This window comes from Methyloprofundus sedimenti, assembly GCF_002072955.1.
In the GTDB taxonomy this organism is placed as follows: domain Bacteria; phylum Pseudomonadota; class Gammaproteobacteria; order Methylococcales; family Methylomonadaceae; genus Methyloprofundus; species Methyloprofundus sedimenti.
On the sequence record NZ_LPUF01000001.1, the window covers coordinates 323,797 to 347,992 of the forward strand.

Sequence of the window (24,196 nt, forward strand, 5' to 3'; positions counted from 1 at the left end):
TCAATACCTTCTTCATTTTTTGAAAGGGATGTCGCAAAAGGGCATACGAACTTTCTACCAAGTGCGTGCTGAATGAGTAGCAACTATAGCAAGTGTAGAGAATATGGTCGTAAAATTCCTACAATGTCTGGTTGGATATGTATAAAAAAAACGTAAAATTATGCTAGCTATTAAACTGATGCGTATTTTTTATGCCCGGAACACACAGATTAATTATCCCTGACTTGGACAGGAGGTAACTTCAAGTACGGTCAGCTAAACAACTGCATCGAGTGTTCGTGCGGTAAGCACACGATACCAATTATTCCAAATAGTGCTCATCAGTTCTTTAAGCTGACTTCTTCGGTTTTGAATATTTACCTACCCAAGTTTGTAATGTATAAACATTCTGACTTAAATCTCTGGCTGTTGCTGCAATAGGTTGGTCAGATTCATTCGCCAGTTTAACGGCTGGTTCTTTAAACCCTGATGTATAGGTATTTTGTTTTTTAGCTTGTTCGCTCATTTTAGACACACTTATTTTCTTTATCAGTATTTTAAGTTGTGTGTTCTGTTTAGTGTAGCCACTTCAGGGTCCAGTGGCTACTGTTTCACGGATTTTCAGAAAGTAGGGCTGACAATGAATGCCTTGATTGGCATAGGCACATTGGTCGTATTGGTTGTCGGTTGGCCGATTTATCGATAGTTTTACCAAAATTGACGGACGATAATGGAGCCACTATGCACCGGTAAAAGCCTTATCATGCTATCTTTCCTGATTCTGTGATTATCTCTTTCTGTGCTATTGACTATGCTCGTTAAAAACCAGGCGATAACCGACACCCGCTTCAGTCTTAATATATTTAGGTTCGGATGGGTCGTCTCCAATTTTCTGACGTAAATGACTAACAATAATGCGTAAATAATGGGTGTTTTCCAGATGGGATGGCCCCCAGATTTCCTTGAGCAGGTGAGTTTGAGTGATGACACAGTTTGGGGCTTTGGCCAAGAGAGACAAGACCGCATACTCTTTGGGTGTTAAATCTATTTTATGACCGCGCACTGCGACTAAACGTTTCGTCAAGTCGATCTGTAAATAACCGTCATCCAAGATCGAAAAGGCTATGGGCCGGTGATGATCTCGAATATTAGCCCGTACTCGGGCGAGAAACTCTTCTATGCTGAAGGGTTTGGTTACATAATCTTGAGCGCCGAAATCGAGAGCCATCACTTTTTCTTTTTCGCTGCTGCGGACTGACAATACAATCACGGGAGTGGTGGACCATCCGCGCAGTTGCGCAAGTACTTGATGACCATCCATGTCTGGTAGACCTAAATCGAGAACGACCAGATCGGGTTGTTGACGGGCGAGCAATGCTAGTCCTTTCTCGCCTGATTCGGTATCGATCACGTCATAGCCGTCACTTTTCAGTGCAATACGCAGCATACGACGGATCTGTGGTTCGTCATCGATAACAAGAATCTTCGGGCTCATGAGTTAATTGTTTTTATGGGGTTGTTGGTCTCGGACACAATAGGATAATCAATTGGCAGTTCCACCACAATTCGCGTGCCTTTATGATCCATACCAGCCATCGCCTTGACCGAACCGCCATGAGCGCCAACCATGCCTCGACAGATAGCCAAACCCAGACCTGTGCTTGGTTTTTTCCGGTCGCCATCGGACACCACATAAAACATATCGAAGATTTTCTCTCTGAAAGGCTCTGGTACACCAGGGCCTTGGTCTTCCACATTGATTAAACAGGTTTTGTTTTTGACGCTAACCGTGATTTTTATCGTTTCTTCGGGCGGAGAAAATTTAGCTGCATTTTCGAGTATATTGAACAAGGCTTGTTCTATCAATGCAGCATGGACGAAAAGCAAAGGTAATGGAGGATTTTCACGGTATTCCGTTTTAACTGTCGGAAAGCTGCGTTTCAGTCGTATGATAGCGCTCCCGATAATGTCGGTCACAGACGCCCAATCACGTTCGATTTTTAGCGAGCCATGCCCTAGACGGGTCATGTCCAACAGATTTTGAATATAACTATCTAGACGACGGCTTTCTGACAATATAGTGTCGACCAGTTCTAGTCGGTCTTCAGTATTTAATTGTTTGTCCAGTAAACGCATACTCTCGGCGGCCCCCATCATCGCCGCCAAGGGTGATTTTAGATCGTGAGAGACAGATGATAAAAGTGCGGATCTCAATTGCTCGATTTTGGTTTTGACTCGGGCGGATTCTAATTCACTGACCAATTGTATCCTTCGCCAGGTATCAGCGGCTTGCTGTATCATAGTTTGGATCAACTCTTTATCATGAGACCTTAGCCCGGACACCTTGCTATCTAGGCGCAGGATAACGGCAGCGATGGTCTCGCCATCTTTTGTAATAGGAAAAACTGTCCAGGCTGATTTTGTTACCGTATCGGTGAAACGTCCGGAAGGCTCTGCATGATGTAGGGTCCATTCGATCGCCGAAAAGTCGATCGGTTGGAACTCGACAGGAGGGTGCGGATAAATTGTATGGTTTTTGTGTTCCGTGGGCATGACAATACAGCATTCGGCCTGCATTATATTATGCAATTTTTTAACCAATGCATTCCATACTGCCTTAGAGTCTTCAGCGACCGATAGCTCTTGCCCAAGCAAGCGCATGGACTCTGAATAACGGTTAGCTTCGCGTAAGAGTATAAATTGACGACGAATACGCGAAGCAGCAGGACCGCTAAATAGCGCAATCATAAATAGAAAAACCAGTGTGTATAATTCATCTTGTCGATCGACCGCCAAACTGTGGCGAGGTTCAGTCAAAAAGAAATTGAAGCTCAGGAAGGACAGGATCGATGCGAGTATCGCTGGCACCGAGCCGTGCTTAAGTCCTGTGATCATGACAGCCAAGACATAAAGCATAACCAAGTTAGCATTACTAAGCCAGTACTCTAGGGGAATGGCCAGTAGCGTGGCAAATAACACTGCGAAAATGCTGAAAACATGGCCGAATTTGTTACCCCAGATACAGATGTTCGAATCCTCGACGCGCTTTACATCGACGGATGAAGGTTTTTTTCGGAAAACCGATACCTCGATCGGCAACCCGGATTCTATCAATCGTTGATAAAGATTTTTACGCCAAGGAAAAAACTTATGACGTTTTCCTGCTCCCACCAACACCGTATTAATCCGTTGTTCCGTAATAAAAGGGAGAATTGTTTGAAAAGTGTTGGGGCCACGAAGCGTTTCCGTCTTTGCCCCAAGGTTTTTGGCTAACGAAAAAGCCGCTTGCAAACGAGCGGAATCTTTTTGATACCGAGGTTGCCCGGTATCTACCCAGACTACTAACCATGGAATTTGCCTGCGATCGGCAATTTGTCGACCGAGACGAATCAAATACTTCTGGTCGCGTCGGTGGCTGATTAAAACCAATAATTTCTCGTAAATAACAAAATCAAGAATATTGTCCTTGTTTTGAAGTTCCGATTTAAGATGGGCGTCCGAACGCTCGGTCACTTCACGTATCGCTAGTTCGCGTAACGCCGTTAGACTAGATGGCAAGAAAAAATTCTTTCCAGTAGGAAGTAGGAATTCGGGCAAAGATACTTTGCCGTTTCGAAACCGTTCAAGCAGTGTCTTGGTAGGGGGGGCGATGAGTATCAAGTCATCGGCGTTATCGATGATTTGATTGGGTACGGTTTCATCGATACGTACACCGGTCATTTGTAAAACGGTGTCACTAAGGCTAGCGAGATTGTAAATATTAAGAGTCGTGTAAACATCGACACCGGCCGTTAATAATTCGGCAATATCCTGATGGCGCCATCTATGCCGTCCGCCAGGCAAATTACTGTGCGCCAGTTCATCAATCAGAATTAGTTGTGGTCGACGTCTGATAGCTTCGTCGAGATCAAATTCTTCTAATTCACGCCCCTGAGAAAGAACAGATTTTTTAGGTAGTACTTTAAAGTTCTCCAACAACAGAGCCGTATCATGTAGTCCATGGGTTTCTACCCAGCCGGCCAATACTGATTCACCATTTTTTAATCGTTCTTTTGCTGCGGTAAGCATCGCATAAGTTTTACCGGCACCTGAGGCTGCACCAACAAAAATTTTTAAGTGTCCATGGTTTGGATGTTTATTGTTATTTAAGAATGGTAAGGTGCCGGGGGAAATCTGACATGAATTATAGCCAATCATTTAATTAATTTTTGTTCTTCATATTTACCCGCCATCTGCTGTAAGTAATACCGATAGCGAATCCTGTTAGTTTAAAGTAGGTTGTCAAACCAGCCCAAAAAAAACTATTTTCGTCGTATTTCCATAAATCATTGTACGGAATTGCCGCCAAGGACGCTAGGCCGGAAAAGATAAAGCCCCACGAAAGACCATATTTCCAAGTTAAGAGGCACGCGGGAATTAGATAAGGAAAGATCGAGTAAATCGGGAACTGACTATATCGATTAACGAGCGCTAAGAAAAATAGCCACGCTACCATGATTATCAAATCACGTAAAAATTCCTGTTTGCTACCTGCTAGTCTAAAATATTGCATTTATGATACCCAATGGCGATAAAATTGTCTGTGTTGAATATGCACTTCGCAAGTAGCTTGAGTGCATCAATACAGATTCGCCAATTCATAGTAAATAAAGGTATATTATAGAGCTCGAATGTGTAAAATTTTTAGAAGGATAGGAGGCGTGCACATAAAAATTTCGTAAATAATTTCTATGTAAGATTCACAATAATTTCGATGGCATCAATTCTTTCCTAATAATTCATTAACTAGCTTGCTTAGAGAGTTGCTTTCTGAGCTGTATGATTAAATGGTTCACCTTGATGAACGTGCCAATACCTTAGACGGTAAATTAGAAATAGTATGTGGACAAAATGAAGGTAGCCAGCACTTGTTATCTATCTCTGGTGTTGTGTTGTTGAGTGCTACCATAATATCTCATGGAGGACGCTCGGTCGTTAGAGTGGCGCATTTATATACAGATAAACGAAACTTATGGATTAGTGAATTCGACCAACGAAGAGGGAAAAATATTTCTGCTGTTGATGTAGTAGTGACTAATAAGAATACACTTATTGCATGGGCACTATTGACCAACAAGCAATGTTATGAGGCTGCAATTATATGATTGGCAGCTACCAATATTTTAGAAATGGTGTTCAGGAATATTTAAATAACTGGGGGCATATATGGTCTGCCCCGTATTGCAAGTAAAATTTTGCTCGTAACATAAAGAAATATTGCACCCATATATTCGGTCTTTGTATGAGGTTGTCTAATGTCTAATACCTCTGGCCCTGATGGAATTCGCGCATTTCACACCTTATCAGAGCGATAAAAGATAAAAGGGGTAAGTACCTGAGGTATCCCCACAAATTAACCCTAAAAACAGCTGGATACGCTATTTTTTTTTGTAAAACAAAACTAGGGTAGACTTTTCCGGCCTAAGCATTTGATTTTCGTCTTATCATTTCATCACGGGTAGGGGTATTTATGTCAGTCGTCAAAACCTTGTATTCTTTCTTGAAGCAATCACTTCCTTCAATGCATACCGCACGCCTTCAGGCACTGATGGTAGCAGTCGAAGCGGGGCTAAGTGGTGCGCCTCTATCAATTACTACGCTAGGGCGCGCAGTATCCGGTGACTCCTTCATCAAACATAAAATTAAGCGTATGGATCGTCTTATTGGAAACACTCATCTCTCGGAAGAGCGGCTGTCCATCTACACAACCATGGCTTCCTGGTTATTGAAGTCCCTTCCCCTGCCTACTATTTTAGTCGACTGGTCGCCGTTGCCTGATGACCAAAGTCAACAACTGTTACGCGCATCGCTTCCCGTAGGTGGTCGGAGCATCACTTTGTACGAAGAAGTCCATCCTGGTCGTAAATTGGGTAATCGACGTGTACAAAAACAGTTTCTGGCTCACCTGAAACGAGTATTACCGCTTCATGTGACACCTATCGTGGTAGCAGATTCTGGCTTTCGCACCCCGTTTTTCCGCGAGGTTGAGCACTTCGGTTGGCACTGGCTTGGGCGGATTCGTAACCGTGACACTCTTGCTTTTGCTGACCATCCTGATGAGTGGGTATCAGCAAAATCACTGTACGCCAAAGCGACTCGTAAGCCTAAGCTGTTGGGATCGGCTCATTGGGTGCGTAGCAACCCCTTGGATGGGCTGTTAGTAGCATTCTATCGAAATCCTAAAGGCCGGAAACATTTGACTGCGCATAGGAATCCTGCTCGATCCGGGCAAAGCCGGAAGCAGGCCAAACGTGAAAAGAACCGTGGTTACTGGTTGTCTCACCCTCCTTGCAAGCCTATTCGGCGATTCGGGTCGTCGAGCATTATCGCACCCGCATGCAAATTGAAGAGGGCTTCCGTGATACCAAAAGCACTCATTATGGGCTAGATTTAGCCAACGAAATCCGTATTCAAGCTGATCGTAGGGCTAATCTGTTGTTGATAGCTGCATTGGTGACCTTTGCGCTTTGGTTGATCGGTGCTAGCTTGAAAGGCTCAGACACTGAGCGGCATATCTGGGTCAATACCGGTAAAAATCGAACACCCTATTCTGTAATTTTCCTTGCTCGAATAGCGTGCAAATATGTTCAGTTTGATCTTCCAGCGGACTATCTAGAATTAGCGCAGACGATGTTGAAAGGATATTTTGGGAAGCTGGAGGCTGTCTAAATTCGTGGGGATACCTCAGGGTCAGAGCCCTTTTTAAGTAATATAAACATAACCATTTGTTTATATTGATTAAATTTCTTTAACCCTTAAAAAAGGGCTACGACCCGAATGGCACTTACTTAAGAATAAAACACATAAATCACAGTGAGTTACTTTATTTTCTTCGGGTGTCCATTCTTTCTAATCACTGCTCTTGCTTCTTCTCTAGGTTTCATTAACAAGGAAAAAGGCTTTGGTCTTCTTTTTACTGCACGAGGCTCTATTCGACCAGAACGATTTCCAACCCGCTGCTGAGCAATTAATACAAATAATGATTCTTCAATGACTCCTGTACCAGTAAGAGCCGTCTGTTGAGTCCATGCCAACCACAATTGTAGTGTATGCTTAAAGCTAAGCTGGCGTGGTAATATATCGGCTAATAAAGCCGCTTGAGCCATTAATAATCGAATCAGATTATAGGCCAGAAAATAGACCCATATCTCCTTTTCACTCATTTCGGGTGTTTTACAGCTGAGCGTTTCCATGCCCATCGTCGTTTTTATATTCCGGAAATCAACTTCAATCTGCCAGCGTTTTTTATACAAAACCTTGAGTTCTGGTTTCGATGCTTCTTTAGGGCATAGCAATGTTGTTATGAGTATCTTGCCATGAGTGCTTAACTCACGGATAAGTAACGTTTTCGGTGCAACATCATAGTGCGCTTGTGTCATCCAGTCTGGTTTGATCTTTGGTTTGGTTAGTTCGATTAAGTGATCTCTGGTGCCTATTCGTTTGCCTTTCCTAAAGTCAGTTACCCGTTTACGCGCGCCCATTTGCTCAAAGACGGCATCAATGCCTTTTTCACGCAGTGAAGCTAACAAAAAATAGGTACCATAAAAAGCATCGCCAAGAACAAGGTCTCCCGTATCAAAGGTGTCTATAATATTACGAAGCAAACTTTGCTCATCTGAGCCTTTTCCATTGAACCGTCCTATCGACGCATTTAAAACGGCCCCACTTGAAAGGCAGATAACGCCAACCAACCGACAAATTGGAAAACCAAGTCCTGGTTTTTGACCACTCTGCTGAGGATATACTGCCTGATTTTCAACGGTGTCGGGCATTGTTACAGTGGTTCCATCAATTAAATGTACACGCCTTCCATGCCAGCGCCATTGCTCAGGGATTTGACAGTTAATGAGCTCACCTGTCTGGCAAACTAGGTCAGAAACCATTGCTAATGGCAAACGCTGTCTTGCTCGACAATAACCACCCGTAGAGGTACTAACAGGTGCAAGGCCACCAATGATACGTTTTATTGCTGCATCATTGACCGCTTTTTGACAGGAGCGATCTTCACTCAAGGCTTGTGCTAAAAAAATTGAAAGTGTTTCTGTGGGCGGATAAAGTCGCTCTCGATGTTCAGGTAATAAGGTGTCAATTCTTGATAGCAGTTCAGGGCAGGTGAGCAGGTTAAAAAATTGATACGAATCTGTCTTTTCTGCACATTTTTTTATTCTTTGTTGTTGGCAGCGTAAAAATTTGTTATTAATAAACATTAAGGCAGGTTCCTCGGTGATGGCTAAGTTGTTTTGTCGCAATCAGTTTATCATCGAACCTGCCTTTTTTAATATTTTCAGTAGCTTATATCTTAAGTAAGTGCCATTCGGCTACGACCCCTTTTACTTTCGACCCCTTTTACTGTTCCTTTTACTGTTACCTAAAACGGAAAGACGCACCAAGGTAAGAAAGGTAGCAGGAGAACGAGGAATATGGCAACGACATTTTTGTGAGTATGTCATTCGTGATGACTTGGACTACCAGCGTCATGTGGATTATATTCATGTAAACCCATTGAAGCATGGCTATGTAAAACGAATTATAGATTGGCCTTATTCAACTTTTCATCATTATGTAGCCCGTGGAATTTATTTGCCGAATTGGTGTTGTGATATAAATAACTCGGTTGACGGTGATGAATAATATGCGTCCGATTACGCTATGCTAATCGGACCTACCGTGCTGCCCGGTTTGTTGATACGAAGGAGCATTATTTTTCTGTTGTCTGTATGGTTATGATGAGGCGGTTCAGCAATAGGGTACGCAGCAGGCGAATGTTTCCTGATTGAAGTGGAGGAGTGATTAGAATCACTCCGGGGAAAAGGGTAGGCAGTTTTTTTATCAGTATGATGAGAATTTTGAGGTGTTTCGGTACGGTTATTGGCATTATTAACGAGCTTCATCCGATAAAAGAGCTGGATAGCTTGTTGAGCTTGTTGACATTGCTGTTCAGACTGCCGTTTTTCCCTTAATTTTTGCAAAAAAAGTGGTAAGCTGTTTTTATTATCAGGGCTATGCTCATATTTATGACAAAAATCCCAATAATAGCGTAGCCATTTTTTATAGTAACCTTGTTCCGGTTTTGGTACAGCTTCTTGAATTAATAAATCACAGAAATAGTGGTTAATATGTTTTGGAATAGTGAACATTGGAAGATATACTGAAACTGTTTTTTGATAGAAAAAGATGGATATACTGCCTAGAGATAGTAGCTTTCAGTAAAGTGCTTGTCAAATAAGCCCGGTAGGGTGGGCAGGTTTTTTTGCCCACCTTGTTTATCGGTCAATGATGGGTTAATGGTGGGCAAACGGTAAAGCTGTTTGCCCACCCTACGTTGAATATGGGAAATCGTTGTTATGTCGAATTATCGCCGTGCGGATAAACCGGGGGCTTGCTATTTCTTTACTGTGGTGACATTTCGATGACGGAATATTTTAACCGATGATGATTCTCGTGTCTGGTTACGCAATGCGCTAGGCAATACACGAAGACGCTATCCATTTAAAATGATGCCTGGGTATTGTTGCCCGATCATCTTCATTGTATTTGGACGTTGCCGGAAAATGATAACGATTTTTCGGTACGCTGGAATGGAATAACTGGGGTCAGAATAAAGTTAAATTGCGGGAACAACTGGAAAGTTAACGCTATATTCGTCAGTAATTTGGTAGGCTAAGGTAAATTGCCAGTATTGCTGACTTAATGATAAGCCAGTAATGCGATGCAGATCATTTGATTTCGGTTTTTTACGCTTTATTTTATGCGAACACGACTCGAAGTTAAGCTTAAATAAACTTTATAAAACAGAACTCAACCCCGCTCTACATCTGGACACCCATACGCTTAGCGCCCAAATTGCCAGGCTTTGCTGCAAAATGTCCCGCACATTGAGTACCACAAGCTTTACATGCGCCTGTTTCAGTCAAATTCCATTCAGATAATTGATACCAGTCACGGCCTATTAATAATTGCCCACATGCATGACAATAGGTACTATCAGCAGCCTTATCGTGGATATTGCCAACATAGGCGTAATGTACGCCATTTTTTATAGCGATCTCTCGTGCCATTAACAATGTTGCGACTGGCGTTGATGGCGTATCCTGCATTTTCCAGTCAGGATGGAAGGCAGAAAAGTGCATAGGCACATCACTGCCCAGATTTTCTACCACCCATTGAGTCATCTTTTCCAGCTCTGCTCTAGAATCATTTTCGCCAGGAATTATCAGTGTTGTTAATTCCAGCCAGACGGATGTTTCATGCTGCAAATAAAGTAATGTATCCAGTACAGGCGCAAAATGAGAGCCGGTTAATTTATGATAAAAATTCTCGGTAAACGCTTTTAAATCAATATTGGCGGCATCCATCACTCGATAAAACTCGGCTCTGGGTTTAGGGCACACATAACCCGCTGAAACAGAAACCGATTTGATGCCCAGTTCGCGACAGGCGATGGCTGTATCAATCGCATATTCATGAAAAATAACCGGATCATTATAGGTGTAGGCGACACTTAAACAACCCAGTTCAGCGGCTTTTTGGGCAATCTGTTCAGGTCCGGCAATACTCATGATTGAATCCATTTCACGAGATTTACTAATATCCCAGTTTTGACAGAATTTACAGGCCAGATTGCAGCCAGCCGTACCAAATGAAAATACCGACGAGCCTGGATAAAAGTGATTGAGCGGTTTTTTTTCAATCGGGTCAACAGCAAATCCACTGGAACGTCCATAACTGGTTAATACAATTTTTTGTTCCTGGTTTTTGCGCACAAAACATAAGCCTCGCTGGCCTGCATGTAATTTGCAAAATCTTGGACATAAATCACACTGTATACGGCCATCACCTAAGTCATGCCAGTATTTGGTGGCGACTACTGTTGGGGTATGTTCTTTTATATGCATAGCTATCCTCCAAAGTCGTTAGCTACAGAGACTGTGAAAGTATTCAATAATATACCTAAAAGGACAGGTTCCGTAGGTTGGGGTGAGATTGCGAACCCCAACAATCAATGGCTTACCTAGCCTCAGTGTTGGGGTTCATGTTTCACCCCAACCTACGCATAATACTTTCACAGTCTCTAAAGCTAACACATAGAAACTTGTAATTTATCATCAATTGGCTTATACAGTTTAATTATTACATAAAAATAATAGGGGAAATAATCATGAATAATATACGTCAGCCCGCAGTTGCTGGTTTGTTTTATCCTGATAAGCCGGATATATTAAAAAGCATGATTTCTGATTACTTACATCAAGTAGCTCCTGTGAATGAAGCTCCGCAGGCTATCATCGTACCGCATGCAGGCTATATCTATTCGGGTGAGATTGCTGCGAGCGCCTATGCGCGATTGCAATCCAGGCGTAATAGCATTAAGCGCGTGGTTGTATTAGGTCCATCACATAAAGTTAGCTTTGCAGGTCTTGCGCTTTCTCACGCCGAGGCTTTCAGAACGCCAATAGGTGATATTCCTGTAGATACTGAAGCAATCGCCTCGATAATTCATTTTCCCTTTGTCGGATATAGTGATCAGGCGCATTTATATGAGCATAGCCTGGAAGTTCAATTACCCTTTCTACAAATGACTTTAGACGCGTTTAAACTGCTTCCAATCGTCGTAGGCGATTGCCCGGCCGAACAAATTGAGCAGGTACTTGAACTGTTTTACGGTGCAGATGATACTTTAATTGTTATCAGTTCCGATCTTAGCCATTTTCATGACTATGCTACGGCACAGCGACTCGATAAAGAAACCAGCGAGAAAATTGAACACCTTGATTATCAACACTTAGACTATGGCAGTGCGTGTGGGCTAGCACCTGTTAGCGGGCTAATGGCGCTGGCCAAAAAGAAATCCTTGCAGATTGCAACCATTGATCTTAGAAATTCAGGTGATACGGCAGGTGATAAAAGCCGTGTGGTCGGGTATGGTGCGTATGTCATTAACTAGATCTCAGCAGCAACAATTATTACAAGTAGCGAGAGACTCGATTGCTTATGGTCTTAAACACGGTCAGGCATTACCGCTAAACAGCAAAGAATATGCGCCGGAATTACAAGTACTGCGGGCAACATTTGTTACTCTGGAAATCAAACATCAACTGCGCGGTTGTATTGGCATGCTGGAAGCAGTCCGCCCGCTAGTTATAGATATTGCCGAAAATGCCTTTGCAGCGGCATTCAGAGATCCCCGCTTTCCACCTGTATCAGAACAGGAATTCCATGCTCCTTTAGACATTCACCTTTCTATTCTCAGCCCTGCCGAAGTGATGAGTTTCTACTCTGAAGAGGATTTAATTCGCCAACTCCGCCCGGGTATAGATGGTCTGATTATGCAAGAAGGCAGCAAACGCGGTACATTTTTACCCTCCGTCTGGGAGTCATTATCTGAGCCGGATGATTTTTTACAACATCTCAAGCAAAAAACGGGATTAGCAAAAGAGTATTGGTCTGATTCATTGAAAATTTCACGTTATGAATGTGAATATATTTCTGAAAGTGATGATGTGTAGGCTAAAGCTTGTTTCCAGCGTAAAACTAACAGGCGATGTTGGGTTTATTTAGCCGCGACAAACTGATTGTTTTCTATAATGGCTAATTTAGCCTGTCTGTGTAATTGCGTATCGGCAAACACCTGGTTTTTTCTAACAGGAATTGCCATAGCTCGCTTAAAATAAGTGACTGCTTGCTGCTGTTTTCCCTGTTTCGCTAAAAAGTCACCATAAAAATAATTAGCATCAATGGTGTTAGGGTTGATAGCCAATGCCTTTTTCAGCATTGTATTGGCTTTATCATTATCGCCATAGGCGATGGGCCAGCTAGGCACCATATAATAAAGCGATCCCAGAGTAACATAAGCAGCACCTTCAGAGGCATTTGGATCCAGTTCAATTGCCCGTAATAGAAGGTCTCGCGCTTGATGAACAGCTTCCAAAGCTTTAAAAGCATCAACGTTTTCCGCATTACTTGCGATAATAATCGCCTGCTGAATTATTAACTCGGCTTGATCAGGGTACTGTGCGTTTAAGGCTGTAACTTCAGCAAGTAATTGCATATATGCAGCTGTTTGTTGCTTTTTTGCAACACTGTAATGAATATGCGCCCACTGAGCCTCAATATTTTGTACAGCCAGCCCTAATGCATCGGCATTAACAATCGCCGGCATAAAATTTAGCGTAAGTGAAAGAAAAATAGCAATTATCTGTTTCATAAGTTAAATATAATTGCTTATTCACATTTTTGCAACATTTGTTGCAAAAAAGATACGACTACCAGCGCGTGTAAGGGTTTTTTACTAACTGATTGTTGTAATAACGTATGTCTTCCGTGACCTCTTCGCCTACCCAGTCCATTTTTTCGAAAAGTTCATCTACGTGCGATAGCTCGATTTCTGCGACACACAGCCCCTGATTCTCGCCTGAAAATTCATCAATCTCCCAGGTATGTTGCTTAATAACAACAATATGCCTGGTTTTTTCTATTAAAGGTTTATGGCATAGCGTATTTAGAAGTTCATGCGCATCATCTGCCGGTATATCGTATTCATATTCCTGACGTTGCGCTCCGATAGTGGCGCTTTTAATATTTAACTTTGCTGTATCATCGCTTACTCTGACCCTGACTGAGCTATGCTTATCACTATTTAAATAACCTTGACGGTAATTAATTGATTTTGAGACCAAGGCGCGCCAATTATCATTAGCGAGTAAAAATTTACGTTCTATTTCTATTGCCATAACTTGCTATTCATATCCATTCGGGTTTTGATTTTGCCAACGCCAGGTATCAGCAACCATATCATCTAATTTTTTCTCTGTTTGCCAGTTTAGTTCGCGTAACGCTAAGGCAGGATTGGCATAGAATTCAGCGATATCACCTGTACGACGCGCAACGATTTTATAATTAATTGTTTTCCCTGTTATGCGTTCAAATGCAGTTATAACCTCAAGCACGCTATAGCCTTTGCCTGCCCCCAGATTATATGCCTTACAGCCCGCAATATTTTCCAGCGCATCCAGGGCATGTAAATGGCCTTTTACCAGGTCTACAACATGAATATAATCACGTACACCGGTACCATCCGGCGTAGGATAATCATCACCAAACACAGATAATTGCGCCAGCTTACCAACCGCTACCTGAGAAACATAGGGAACCAGGTTATTAGGAATGCCATTAGGGTCTTCGCCAATCAAGCCACTATGATGAGCGCCAATTGGATTAAAATAGCGCAATAAAATAATTGTCCAGGGATTGTCGCTAGCAAATACGGCATCAGCGCTGGATAAATCCTTTAAAATATCTTCCACCATGGCTTTCGACTTACCATAAGGATTGGTCGCACCAAATACCGGTAAATCTTCTGTGTATTTTACTGTATCAGGCTCACCATATACCGTTGCTGATGAGCTAAAAATCATTTTTTTAACGCCAAACGTTTCCATGACCTCTGCTAGCACCAGGGTACCGTAAACATTATTCTGATAATATCTAATCGGCTGTGCGCAAGACTCACCTACAGCTTTCAATCCAGCAAAATGCATAACCGCATAAATATCATGTGCAGAAAAAATTTCGTGTAACGCCTTTTTATCTCGGAGATCTGCCTCTACAAAGCTCAACGTCTTGCCCGTAATTTTTTCTACCCGCTGCAAAGACTCAGATTTACTATTGGATAAATTATCAATCACGATGACATCATAATTAGCTTGCAACAACTCTACGCAGGCGTGACTACCAATATACCCGGCCCCACCGGTCACTAGAATTTTTTTCGCACTCATTGTAACTATTCCTTATGTTTACTCTATTTCTAAAACGGAGCATAGTTTGTCTTTATTCAGGCAAAAAGCTCAGCATCTTTTAATAATAAACCTTGCTTGTCCTTACCTGAAAGTTGGGGTTCACCATCATATTGCCAATTAATATCAATAGCTGGATCATTCCAGGCAATGCAACGCTCATATTCTGGCGCATAATAATCGGTGGTTTTATACAAAAAATCTGCACTGTCACTTAGTACCACAAAACCATGAGCAAACCCCGCCGGTACCCAAAGTTGTCGATGATTTTCGGCATTAAGCTCTACTCCTTCCCATTGGCCAAAAGTCGGTGATGAACGACGTATATCAACGGCCACATCAAACACTCTGCCATGTGTAACGCGCACCAGCTTTCCCTGAGGGTGTTGAATCTGGTAATGCAGACCACGTAATACGCCTTTTGCTGAGCGGCTATGATTGTCCTGAACAAATTGAACATCCAGACCAGTCGCTTTACTAAATGCCAGTTGATTAAAACTTTCAAAGAAAAATCCACGGCTATCACCAAAGACTTTTGGTTCAAGAATAATAACATCGGGAATATTTGTCGGGATAATTTTCATAAAACACAGTCTTCTTTAAGTAATTGCACAAGGAATGGCCATAGCCGGTTTTTCTGTTTAATAAAGGGAACAAGTAGTTACCCAAGTCTCCGGGCAAGAAATAATGCCTTTCTGTTGAATTCTTTATTTCTCTAAAAATTCAGTCAGCATACGCGTTACACCAGCCTGCCAATGCGGAAGCGTTAAAGCAAAATTAGCGTGTAGTTTATCGGTGTTCATTCGTGAATTGTGCGGCCGTTTGGCAGGAGTAGGAAATGCACTAGTAGGAACTGGTGAAATAGTCTCAACCGTTGCCTGCAAATTATGTCCCATTTTCTGCGCAGTTTCGATGACGTAACTCGCATAACCATACCATGATGTTTCACCTGCTGCGACCAGGTGATATAGGCCACTTAATTCAGGCTGTTTTTGTACTGTACGAAGTGCGTGAGCCGTTATATCAGCCAATAAGTCCGCACCGGTGGGTGCGCCAATCTGGTCATTGATCACAGTCAGGGTGTCATGCTCTGCCGCGAGGCGTAGCATGGTTTTTGCAAAGTTATTGCCGCGCGTACCGTAAACCCAGCTGGTACGAAAAATCAGGTGCTTACATGCTGAGCTTTGTATTGCCCGCTCACCGGCCAGCTTGGTCGTACCATATACGCTTAGGGGGCCCGTTGCATCAGTTTCCTGCCAGGGCATAATACCCGTACCAGCAAAAACATAATCCGTAGAATAATGTATCAGCCAGGCATTTAATAGCCTCGCCTCTTGCGCCAACACAGCGACAGCATCGGCATTAATGGTCTGTGCTAATTGCATTTCACTTTCCGCTTTGTCTACGGCGGTATGAGCTGCTGCATTAACAATAATAGCGGGTTTAATTTGTCGCACGGTCTCTGCCAGACCAGCAAGATTTGCCAGGTCGCCACAATAGTCTTTACTGCTTCTATCTAGAGCAATCACTTCACCCAGAGGTGCGAGGCTACGCTGAAGCTCCCAGCCTACCTGACCATTTTTACCTAATAAGAGTATTTTCATGTATCAATTCTGATAATTTGTTTCCATCCAATCGCGATAGGCACCCGATTGTACATTAGCGGTCCATTCATGATTATCTAAATACCACTGTACTGTTTTACGAATCCCTGTAGCGAAAGTTTCGGCTGGCTTCCAGCCTAATTCACGTTCAATCTTCCGCGCATCAATAGCATAACGGCGATCATGCCCCAGACGATCGGTAACAAAGGTAATTTGCCCGGTATAGCTTTGATTATCGGTACGGGGACGTAATTCATCCAGCAACGCGCAAACAGTGTTCACAATGTCTATATTGGGCTTTTCATTCCAGCCACCTATATTATAAGTTTCTCCGGTAGTACCCGCAGCCAAAACCCGACGAATAGCACTACAGTGATCTTTCACATACAGCCAGTCGCGTATTTGCTGACCATCACCGTATATAGGCAAGGATTTACCTGCCAAGGCATTAACAATTATCAAGGGAATCAGTTTCTCCGGAAAATGATACGGTCCATAATTATTAGAACAATTGGTCGTTAAAACCGGTAAACCATAAGTATGGTGATACGAACGTACCAGATGATCACTGGCTGCTTTACTGGCAGAATAAGGGCTGTTCGGCTCATAGCGACTGGTTTCGCTGAAGGCCGGGTCATCCTTCGCCAGGGAGCCATAGACTTCATCGGTGGAGACATGTAATAAACGGAAATCTGCTTTACTATCCCCTTCAAGCTCATTCCAGTAAGCCCGAACCGCCTCTAGTAAATGGAATGTACCGACTACATTGGTTTGCACAAAAGCTTCAGGGCCATGGATAGAACGATCAACATGAGATTCTGCGGCAAAATTGATCACTGCGCGCGGCTGATATTTTTCCAGCAACCGGGTGATTAAATCAGCATCGCCAATATCTCCCTGAACAAAAATATGTCGTTTATCACCCTGTAAGGAAGCCAGGCTTTCCAGATTTCCTGCATAAGTGAGCTTGTCGATATTCACCACCGGCTCATCATTTTCAACCAGCCAATCTAGCACGAAGTTTGCGCCAATAAATCCTGCTCCACCTGTTACAAAAATCATTTTTTTAATTCCCTGGATAACTTTTTAGTACTATTAAAATGGAACTTTATTAAGCAAGTTAAAGTCTATTAGTCGTCTTGTTTTTTTAGCCGAAAATTGTAACATATTTTAACTAATTTTTTATAAGACCGCTTATCTTCAAGGCATGCAATTATAGACAAGTTTTTCAATAAGAAGGTTTTAAATGAGTGATATAACTCAATTCCTGATTGAATTCAACACACAAATATAATTCAATAAATGCAAGTCAACGGTAGAAATAATGGCTGGCAGTATTAAACAAATACAAGTTTTATAGAAAGGCTCCTGATGTGACACGTTTCAGCGCCTTGCTCTCGACTAAAATCAACTCGCTATACAAAACCGCATCCGTGGCCGCGCGAAGTACAGCTTAAAACTCAGCCTCAAGCTGGAAATGCATTAATTTATTAGTAACAGGATGGTGAAATTCTAGATATTCAGCATGCAGGTGTAGGCGGTTGGCTTTGCTGCCGTATAGGTCATCACCAACAATAGGCGTATTTAAGCCCTTTATATGAGCCGAATGGACACGTAACTGGTGTGTGCGCCCGGTGATAGGGTAGAAATAAACTCTGGTTTGATTGTTCTTGCGATCTATCACTTGCCATTGGGTTTGCGCAGACCTGCCATGCTCGTAGCAGACTAGCTGACGAGGCCGGTCATCCAGGTCTACTCGAAGAGGTAAGTCTATAATGCCTTTATCTCCAGTAATTAAGTCATCTAATAAGGCCACATAGCGCTTTTTAACCGTACGTTTAATAAATTGTCTTTGCAGGATTTTATGCACTTCTTTGGATAAAGCGATCAACATTAAACCAGAGGTAGACATATCCAGTCGGTGTACGATTAATGGTCCTGTCGCTCGCGGATAGCTTTGCTGCATGCGCAGATAAACCGAGTCTTGTATGTTTTTCCCGGGGACAGATAAGAACTCTGCGGGTTTGTTGATCACCAGCATAACTTCATCCTGATAAATAATATCGAGGGTTTTTCCTGTCGCTGGATTCGCCAGTAATGGATTTTTGTCCATCTTAATCCCTGCAAGCATATGCTTTAAGATAGGCTGACATTTCCCCTGGCAGCTCGGATAGAAATTTTGATGTTTGCGAATTTCTGATTTAGGTGATGCGCCCCACCAGAATTCAGCCATTGCCAAGGGTTTCAGCTGATTTTTAAATGCGTAGTGTAATAATTTTGGCGCTGCACATTCTCCTGCTCCAGCGGGTGGAATAATCTGTGCCGTGTCTTTGAAAATATCACATAAGCTTCTGGAAATACCCTGGTTATTTAGAAATTGGTACTGGTCAAAAAGCCTTTTTTGTAAAGTAGCGGATAGATGTTTACGTCGACTTTTTAAAATAGCGATTTCAGCAGTCAGCTGATTAAGATTTTCTTCCGCTTTTTGAATGCGCCTACTCCACTCAAGATTCAAATCTCTTAGCTGAAGTTTTTGTTTAACACTGTCATTAGCCAATTGCTCTTTAAATAGTATGAGTTGATCCGCATCTAGCGTTATTTCCGCCATTGCACGTTGAGATTTTCTGATTTTCCGGCTGGCAACGATGTGCTTTCTATATGTTGCACAAGCTGAAATAGACGCATCCGTTTCCGCTTGTACAATAGATTCAAGTTCTATAATTTGCGGATTATTTTCCAGGCTTTGAATATGCTCATTGATTTTATTTATCTCTAATTGTTCCACTGTAAAGAAGTCGTCTTCAGCCAGCATGTCAAAAACAGGAGGAACAAAATTGGGCAAATGATTTGTGCCGGCCAGTTTGCCTGAAAATGCGGCTAAATAGCCAATTTCATGGGCCTTATTTTGTACTAATAAAACACCAAACATCTTGCCTATAGCGGTTTCTTTATTGCCTGAAATGCCAAAATTATGTTGCCATATGGTTTGCGTTTCAAGATGCTCTTGTAATTCTTTTGCCGCCAATAAACACAAAGGGTGCGGCTGGTAATAGAAGGGGAAAGTAAAACGTTCAGGCAAGGCATGGGAATCAATAGACGCTTTAAACGAAGTAAAGTAATTTCTTGGCAAGTACATATTCGGGTGGTTATCGCTATGACGTTAATTGCTAATCATTTTTAACGTTAAAGTTTAGAGTGAATTGATTTATTTTTTGCCTGAATTCGTATAATAAGCGCATAACCTCTGAAAGATATATAAAACTTGTCCATGGCTTTTAACGCAATTTATGAGTCGCATAATGCTTTGTCAAAGAAGCTTTTATGCATACTGCGAAAATAGCAAATAAATGGGTGCAACATCGAGACCTGTGCCTATAAAACCTAACGCCCTATATGGTAAGCGAAACGATATAAATTGAAGACAATGCATACAAAAGCATGGCCTACCCTATTTGGTTTGCTTATAACCAGCAGGACGGATTGCTACCCTGGTTTCGATATGCGTACATAAAGAACCGTCGGCTAAATAATAGCCATATTCAAATAGCGGCGTACTTCTGCCTTTCTGTGCTAAATCAGCGCGAATTTGCTGTTCTATTTCTGGTGAAATATGGAAGCGTAATTCGAGATCACTTAAGCCTTGAACTCTGAAATCCAGGTTTAGCGATCGTGTCCAGACCGCATAGTCAGGAAATAGTTTCGTACAGGCCATTGCTGCAATAGGATCGGCAAGGCAGGCCTGGAAACCACCAAATAAACTCCCACCGGCATTAGTGGCAATCCAGCTGTGCGGCAGACGTATTTTAATATGCCGCCAGTCGGGAGATAAATCCAGTACCTTAATTCGCATTAGCCAAAAAGCAGGAAACCACTCGATTCTTTTTTGATCAGACAATAAAGGGGTATTCCAGATAAAGCGACGTAAGTTCATAAGGCACTATTAAGCTAAGCTTTTACTGGCAATTTCAAACACGTCTTTAGAGATGTTGTCAGTATTTATAATTCGTTCCAGTTGTTGTTTCATCAAATCTTGTCGCTGTTTATCAAACCTGCGCCATTGGGTTAAAGCGCTCACCATGCGTGAAGCAACTTGCGGGTTAAGGCTATTTAATGCAATAACCTGATCGGCTAGAAATTGATATCCCTGACCATTTTTAGCATGATAGTGAACAGGATTGGCCTGACTAAATGCCCCTACTAAAGAACGCACCCGGTTAGGATTTTTTAAATCAAATGCGGAGTGTCGTAATAAAGATTGCACTACTGTAAAAGTATCAGGCTGTGTGCTCGAGGCCTGTATGCTAAACCACTTGTCGATGACTAATGCTTCATCTTGCCATTGTTGATAAAACTGCTGTAAGCAGGCTTGTTTTTCTGGATTTTCAGAGTTTACTATCGAGCCCAGCGCGGCAATCTGGTCAGTCATTGTTTTTGCATTGGCAAACTGATTGTGTGCCAGCTGATGACTGTCATCTGTATTCAGTTGACTTAAATAATCCAGGCACAGGTTTTTGATTCTACGTTTGCCTATGGCTGCTGAGTTAAGTTCCCCGGTTTCTTGCTGATGGTTTTGTAAATAAAGGGCTGAAATCTGTTCCGTTAAGTGTGCGGCCAGACTGCGTTTGACAAATTGTCTTGCATGATGAATAGCCTCTACATCGACGACAGGCATTTGTTCCGCGAGATAATTTTCTGCGGGTAAAGAAAGTAAGCAGGCTAAATATGACAGGTCTGGCGAGGTCTGTTCGAGAATGGCTTTAAAGCTGTCAATCAGGATCTCAGGAATAGATAAACTCTTCCCTTGTTTGATCGTGTCGATGAGTTCAAAAATGATGCTGGCTGTTAATTTCTGTCCTGCCTCCCAGCGATTAAAGCTGTCATTATCATGCCGCAATAGAAAAGCAAGTTCAGTTAAAGGCTGTGACATTTGCAATTTTACCGGTGCTGAAAAACCACGTAATATCGATAATATCGGTGTACCCGGCACATTTTCAAAGATAAAGTCTTGTGTCTGTTCACGTAACTCCAGTGTCAGCTCATTATTTATGGCAACGGTATCGACTACGCTAGCATCCATGATTGTTCCATCTTCCGAAAACAACGCAACTTTAACCGGAATATGCAATACGGCAGCATTTTTCTGTCCAGGTATAGACTGGCTTAAAGTAAGCGTCAAAGATTGCTTGGCGGCATCATAGGTTTGTTCAACTTTAACTACAGGTGTGCCTGCTTGCGAATACCAGCGTCTAAATTGACTTAAGTCCTTATTGCTTGCGTCTTCCATTGCTTGCACAAAATGCTCACAAGTGACAGCCTGACCGTCGTGCCGCTGAAAATATAAATCTGCACCTTTATGAAAATTCTCGGTGCCTAATAAAGTGCGTATCATGCGCACCACTTCAGCGCCTTTTTCATAAACCGTCAGTGTATAGAAATTATTGATTTCTATATAGGCTTCAGGGCGTATCGGGTGTGCCAAAGGACCAGCATCTTCTGCGAATTGACGGGTACGAAGTGCGTTGACGTCATCAATACGTTTAACAGCTTTGGAGGTTTGATCGGCAGTAAACTCCTGGTCACGGAATACCGTAAAGCCTTCTTTTAAACTTAATTGAAACCAGTCTCGGCAAGTAATTCGATTACCTGTCCAGTTATGGAAGTATTCATGGCCTATGACCCCCTCTATGTGCTCATAATCCATATCAGTAGCGGTATCGGGACGGGCCAGCACAAATTTCGTATTAAATACATTGAGGCCTTTATTTTCCATTGCGCCCATATTGAAATGGCCAACTGCAACAATCATGTATAGGTCTAAATCATATTCACGGCCGTAAGTAACTTCATCCCAGCGCATGGAATTTTTTAAAGACTGCATGGCATGGGCGCATTTATCAATATCATGCGCTTCCACAAAAATTTTCAGAGTAATATCACGGCCACTCATCGTCGTGAAGTGATCTTCTATGCATTCTAATTGCCCGGCTACCAGGGCAAATAAATAACATGGTTTTTTAAACGGATCTTCCCAGGTGACCCAGTGACGATTATCAATTAATTCTCCCTGAGCTACTTTATTGCCATTAGATAATAAAACAGGATAAAGCGTTTTATCAGCAATCAACGTAGTGGTAAAGCGCGCCATTACATCCGGTCTGTCCAGAAAATAGGTGATCTTACGAAAGCCTTGCGCTTCACATTGAGTGCATAACATATCATTAGAAACAAATAAGCCTTCTAATGCACTATTAGCTTTTGGATTAATGGTATTTTCTATTGCCAGGGTGAAAGTTGTGTTTTGAGGTACATCGGCAATAGTTAATGACTCATCGTTCAGCTTGTACTGACTAGTTGTCAGTGTCACTCCATTTAAAGCAATACTTATTAAAGTGAGCTCTTCTCCTAATAGCACTAATGCAGCATTTCTGGCTTTATTATCCGGGTTATGCGTAATCGTTAACCGGGACACCACTCGAGCATATTCGGCTTCAAGAATAAAATTTAAATCGACGGTTTCGATTAAATATTCAGGTTCATGGTAATTTTTAAGATAAATGGTTTGTGGCTTGGCTTCAGGCATGTATTTATTGTTCATGATATTCTTTATCAACTAGTTTTCGCATTGCCATTTTAGTACTCTGACGGTTGTGCGAAATAAATATTACGGGGCATTGTGCCCCATCTATCGGCGGTGTTTTAAGGCTTAGCTTGTATTGCATGCTTTAAATGAAAAAATAATAATTAACAGCCAGGCGCTTAAAAAACAGACTCCTCCAATAGGAGTGATCATCCCCAGCCATTTTACACCGGATAAGCTGAGTAAATATAAGCTTCCTGAAAATAAAATAATACCGGTAAACATTAACCAGCCAGCATAAACTATTATGCGCTCGGCAGGGTGTTGTTGTCTGAGCAAAGCAATAAAACCCAAACCTAAAGCGTGCCACATTTGATAGGTCACCGCTGTTTTGTAGACTAATAGCATTTCCGGGGCTAAAACAGCTTTTAAGGCATGTGCCCCAAACGCGCCCATTGCGACGGCAAGAAATGCGCTTACAGTGCTTAAGAGAAGAAAGATGGGATGCATTATTTTTCCAATAAACGTGGCATTAACTGTACAAGATTACACGGTTTGGTACTAAAGTCTAATTGTTCGCTGATTAAACTGTCCCAGGCTGTTCGACAGGCACCTGAAGAGCCAGGTAAACAAAAAATATAAGTTGCATTTGCTACGCCTGCAACTGCACGGGATTGTATCGTAGAGGTTTTTATCTGCTGATAAGAGAGCATTCTAAAAACTTCTCCGAAACCATCCAGGGTTTTATCCAGTAAAGGCTCAAATGCTTCAGGAGTGCCATCTCTGCCGGTAACACCTGTTCCACCGGTACTGATAATAACATTCACTTTGTCATCGGCAATCCAACTGGAGGCAGCGGCACGGATATAGTAAATATTATCACTCACAATCGTTTTAGCAAATAAATGATGCCCTGCTTTCTCTAATCGCTCTACTAGCGTTTTTCCGGATACATCATCTGCTTCGGTTCGTGTATCGGAAACGGTTAAAATTGCTATATTAAGTGGAATAAATTGCTTGTCAATCTGAGACATAATACCGGTCTGTTTGTGTGTAGAAATAATAATACTCTATTTTACATAAAAGAGTTGTCTATAACAGGACTTGATTATGTGTGGTATTTGTCAGGCACTGAGCAGCGTAAGAAGAACTGTATAAAAATATTACTAGCAAGAGCATTCGATTATAATTAGCTGATATGA

Annotated in this window: 21 protein-coding genes and 1 pseudogene; 5 read left to right on the plus strand and 17 right to left on the minus strand. The window is 42.2% G+C overall.

The genetic code is table 11. The features are described 5' to 3' along the window. Positions 1–343: 343 nt before the first annotated feature. From AU255_RS19625 to AU255_RS01325, 3 genes and pseudogenes are all read right to left on the minus strand, one after another. A pseudogene (locus AU255_RS19625) lies at positions 344–505 on the minus strand (transposase); the annotation flags it as partial. A 276-nt stretch (positions 506–781) separates the two neighbouring features. Beyond that, positions 782–1,474 (minus strand): response regulator, encoded by a 693-nt coding sequence (locus tag AU255_RS01320; RefSeq protein WP_080521198.1) that lies wholly within the window; start codon positions 1,472–1,474, stop codon positions 782–784. Next, positions 1,471–4,176: a DUF4118 domain-containing protein gene (locus AU255_RS01325; RefSeq protein WP_080521199.1), complete on the minus strand. Its 2,706-nt coding sequence runs from the start codon at positions 4,174–4,176 to the stop codon at positions 1,471–1,473. Before AU255_RS01325 ends, AU255_RS01320 begins: the two co-directional genes overlap by 4 nt. A 629-nt stretch (positions 4,177–4,805) precedes the next feature. Between AU255_RS01325 and AU255_RS01335 the strand changes: the two genes are divergently transcribed. The 3 genes from AU255_RS01335 (at position 4,806) to AU255_RS01340 (ending at position 6,687) form a co-directional block, all read left to right on the plus strand. Continuing rightward, positions 4,806–5,123, plus strand: coding sequence for a hypothetical protein (locus AU255_RS01335; RefSeq protein ID WP_080521201.1), 318 nt, complete (start codon positions 4,806–4,808; stop codon positions 5,121–5,123). 365 nt (positions 5,124–5,488) lie between these two features. Beyond that, complete coding sequence (locus AU255_RS19630; protein ID WP_143735828.1) at positions 5,489–6,406, plus strand: IS4 family transposase; 918 nt, start codon at positions 5,489–5,491, stop codon at positions 6,404–6,406. Continuing rightward, positions 6,355–6,687 carry a hypothetical protein gene (locus AU255_RS01340; RefSeq protein WP_332889021.1) on the plus strand — a complete coding sequence of 111 codons (333 nt, stop codon included), beginning with the start codon at positions 6,355–6,357 and terminating at the stop codon, positions 6,685–6,687. Before AU255_RS19630 ends, AU255_RS01340 begins: the two co-directional genes overlap by 52 nt. Positions 6,688–6,836: 149 nt before the next feature. On the opposite strand, the gene AU255_RS01345 is transcribed toward AU255_RS01340, so the two are convergent. The 3 genes from AU255_RS01345 to amrS all read right to left on the minus strand — a co-directional run bounded on the left by AU255_RS01345 (position 6,837) and on the right by amrS (position 10,913). Next, complete coding sequence (locus AU255_RS01345) at positions 6,837–8,225, minus strand: IS4 family transposase (protein WP_080521203.1); 1,389 nt, start codon at positions 8,223–8,225, stop codon at positions 6,837–6,839. Positions 8,226–8,660: 435 nt separating this feature from the next. Beyond that, positions 8,661–9,155, minus strand: a complete 495-nt coding sequence (locus tag AU255_RS01350; protein WP_080521204.1) for a hypothetical protein — start codon at positions 9,153–9,155, stop codon at positions 8,661–8,663. 672 nt (positions 9,156–9,827) lie between these two features. Next, positions 9,828–10,913, minus strand: a complete 1,086-nt coding sequence (gene amrS / locus AU255_RS01360) for an AmmeMemoRadiSam system radical SAM enzyme (protein ID WP_080521205.1) — start codon at positions 10,911–10,913, stop codon at positions 9,828–9,830. Positions 10,914–11,176: 263 nt separating this feature from the next. Here amrS and amrB point away from each other — a divergent pair, with 263 nt between their 5' ends. Together amrB and amrA are read left to right on the plus strand one after the other, a co-directional pair. Then, positions 11,177–11,962 (plus strand): AmmeMemoRadiSam system protein B, encoded by a 786-nt coding sequence (gene amrB / locus AU255_RS01365; RefSeq protein WP_080521206.1) that lies wholly within the window; start codon positions 11,177–11,179, stop codon positions 11,960–11,962. Then, the gene (gene amrA, locus AU255_RS01370) at positions 11,949–12,524 is read left to right on the plus strand and encodes an AmmeMemoRadiSam system protein A (RefSeq protein WP_080521207.1); all 576 of its coding nucleotides are present in this window, start codon (positions 11,949–11,951) and stop codon (positions 12,522–12,524) included. The genes amrB and amrA overlap by 14 nt, the downstream gene beginning before the upstream one ends. A gap of 44 nt (positions 12,525–12,568) precedes the next feature. Here the strand turns inward: amrA and AU255_RS01375 are convergent, their stop codons facing one another. The 11 genes from AU255_RS01375 to moaB form a co-directional block, all read right to left on the minus strand. After that, positions 12,569–13,222 (minus strand): tetratricopeptide repeat protein, encoded by a 654-nt coding sequence (locus AU255_RS01375; protein ID WP_080521208.1) that lies wholly within the window; start codon positions 13,220–13,222, stop codon positions 12,569–12,571. 58 nt (positions 13,223–13,280) lie between these two features. Continuing rightward, the gene (locus tag AU255_RS01380; protein ID WP_080521209.1) at positions 13,281–13,748 is read right to left on the minus strand and encodes a CYTH domain-containing protein; all 468 of its coding nucleotides are present in this window, start codon (positions 13,746–13,748) and stop codon (positions 13,281–13,283) included. 6 nt (positions 13,749–13,754) lie between these two features. Continuing rightward, positions 13,755–14,795 (minus strand): UDP-glucose 4-epimerase GalE, encoded by a 1,041-nt coding sequence (gene galE, locus AU255_RS01385; RefSeq protein WP_080521210.1) that lies wholly within the window; start codon positions 14,793–14,795, stop codon positions 13,755–13,757. A gap of 56 nt (positions 14,796–14,851) precedes the next feature. Beyond that, positions 14,852–15,397: a dTDP-4-dehydrorhamnose 3,5-epimerase gene (rfbC, locus tag AU255_RS01390; protein ID WP_080521211.1), complete on the minus strand. Its 546-nt coding sequence runs from the start codon at positions 15,395–15,397 to the stop codon at positions 14,852–14,854. Positions 15,398–15,520: 123 nt separating this feature from the next. Next, positions 15,521–16,417, minus strand: coding sequence for a dTDP-4-dehydrorhamnose reductase (gene rfbD, locus AU255_RS01395; protein WP_080521212.1), 897 nt, complete (start codon positions 16,415–16,417; stop codon positions 15,521–15,523). Positions 16,418–16,420: 3 nt separating this feature from the next. Further along, a complete protein-coding gene (rfbB, locus tag AU255_RS01400; RefSeq protein WP_080521213.1) occupies positions 16,421–17,479 on the minus strand; it encodes a dTDP-glucose 4,6-dehydratase in 1,059 nt (352 codons plus the stop codon). A gap of 391 nt (positions 17,480–17,870) precedes the next feature. Beyond that, on the minus strand, positions 17,871–19,547 hold the full coding sequence (locus AU255_RS01405) for an RluA family pseudouridine synthase (protein ID WP_198942512.1): 1,677 nt from the start codon (positions 19,545–19,547) through the stop codon (positions 17,871–17,873). A gap of 318 nt (positions 19,548–19,865) precedes the next feature. Further along, entirely contained in the window at positions 19,866–20,348 is a 483-nt protein-coding gene (locus tag AU255_RS01410) for a PaaI family thioesterase (RefSeq protein WP_080521215.1), read from the minus strand. A gap of 9 nt (positions 20,349–20,357) precedes the next feature. Further along, entirely contained in the window at positions 20,358–22,997 is a 2,640-nt protein-coding gene (gene pepN / locus AU255_RS01415; RefSeq protein ID WP_080523245.1) for an aminopeptidase N, read from the minus strand. 123 nt (positions 22,998–23,120) lie between these two features. Beyond that, positions 23,121–23,504, minus strand: coding sequence for a DUF423 domain-containing protein (locus AU255_RS01420; RefSeq protein WP_080521216.1), 384 nt, complete (start codon positions 23,502–23,504; stop codon positions 23,121–23,123). Then, positions 23,504–24,028, minus strand: coding sequence for a molybdenum cofactor biosynthesis protein B (gene moaB, locus AU255_RS01425; RefSeq protein WP_080521217.1), 525 nt, complete (start codon positions 24,026–24,028; stop codon positions 23,504–23,506). The genes AU255_RS01420 and moaB overlap by 1 nt, the downstream gene beginning before the upstream one ends. Positions 24,029–24,196 lie beyond the last annotated feature (168 nt).

Coding starts and splice junctions, on each gene's coding strand:
- AU255_RS01375 (WP_080521208.1), bottom strand. CDS start 13,222: ATGAAACAGATAATTGCTATTTTTCTTTCACTTACGCTAAATTTTATG.
- AU255_RS01380 (WP_080521209.1), bottom strand. CDS start 13,748: ATGGCAATAGAAATAGAACGTAAATTTTTACTCGCTAATGATAATTGG.
- moaB (WP_080521217.1), bottom strand. CDS start 24,028: ATGTCTCAGATTGACAAGCAATTTATTCCACTTAATATAGCAATTTTA.
- AU255_RS19630 (WP_143735828.1), top strand. CDS start 5,489: ATGTCAGTCGTCAAAACCTTGTATTCTTTCTTGAAGCAATCACTTCCT.
- rfbD (WP_080521212.1), bottom strand. CDS start 16,417: ATGAAAATACTCTTATTAGGTAAAAATGGTCAGGTAGGCTGGGAGCTT.
- AU255_RS01410 (WP_080521215.1), bottom strand. CDS start 20,348: ATGAACTTACGTCGCTTTATCTGGAATACCCCTTTATTGTCTGATCAA.
- AU255_RS01335 (WP_080521201.1), top strand. CDS start 4,806: ATGGTTCACCTTGATGAACGTGCCAATACCTTAGACGGTAAATTAGAA.
- AU255_RS01345 (WP_080521203.1), bottom strand. CDS start 8,225: ATGTTTATTAATAACAAATTTTTACGCTGCCAACAACAAAGAATAAAA.
- amrA (WP_080521207.1), top strand. CDS start 11,949: ATGTCATTAACTAGATCTCAGCAGCAACAATTATTACAAGTAGCGAGA.
- pepN (WP_080523245.1), bottom strand. CDS start 22,997: ATGCCTGAAGCCAAGCCACAAACCATTTATCTTAAAAATTACCATGAA.
- galE (WP_080521210.1), bottom strand. CDS start 14,795: ATGAGTGCGAAAAAAATTCTAGTGACCGGTGGGGCCGGGTATATTGGT.
- AU255_RS01420 (WP_080521216.1), bottom strand. CDS start 23,504: ATGCATCCCATCTTTCTTCTCTTAAGCACTGTAAGCGCATTTCTTGCC.
- amrS (WP_080521205.1), bottom strand. CDS start 10,913: ATGCATATAAAAGAACATACCCCAACAGTAGTCGCCACCAAATACTGG.
- rfbB (WP_080521213.1), bottom strand. CDS start 17,479: ATGATTTTTGTAACAGGTGGAGCAGGATTTATTGGCGCAAACTTCGTG.
- AU255_RS01340 (WP_332889021.1), top strand. CDS start 6,355: ATGCAAATTGAAGAGGGCTTCCGTGATACCAAAAGCACTCATTATGGG.
- rfbC (WP_080521211.1), bottom strand. CDS start 15,397: ATGAAAATTATCCCGACAAATATTCCCGATGTTATTATTCTTGAACCA.
- AU255_RS01320 (WP_080521198.1), bottom strand. CDS start 1,474: ATGAGCCCGAAGATTCTTGTTATCGATGACGAACCACAGATCCGTCGT.
- amrB (WP_080521206.1), top strand. CDS start 11,177: ATGAATAATATACGTCAGCCCGCAGTTGCTGGTTTGTTTTATCCTGAT.
- AU255_RS01350 (WP_080521204.1), bottom strand. CDS start 9,155: ATGTTCACTATTCCAAAACATATTAACCACTATTTCTGTGATTTATTA.
- AU255_RS01325 (WP_080521199.1), bottom strand. CDS start 4,176: ATGATTGGCTATAATTCATGTCAGATTTCCCCCGGCACCTTACCATTC.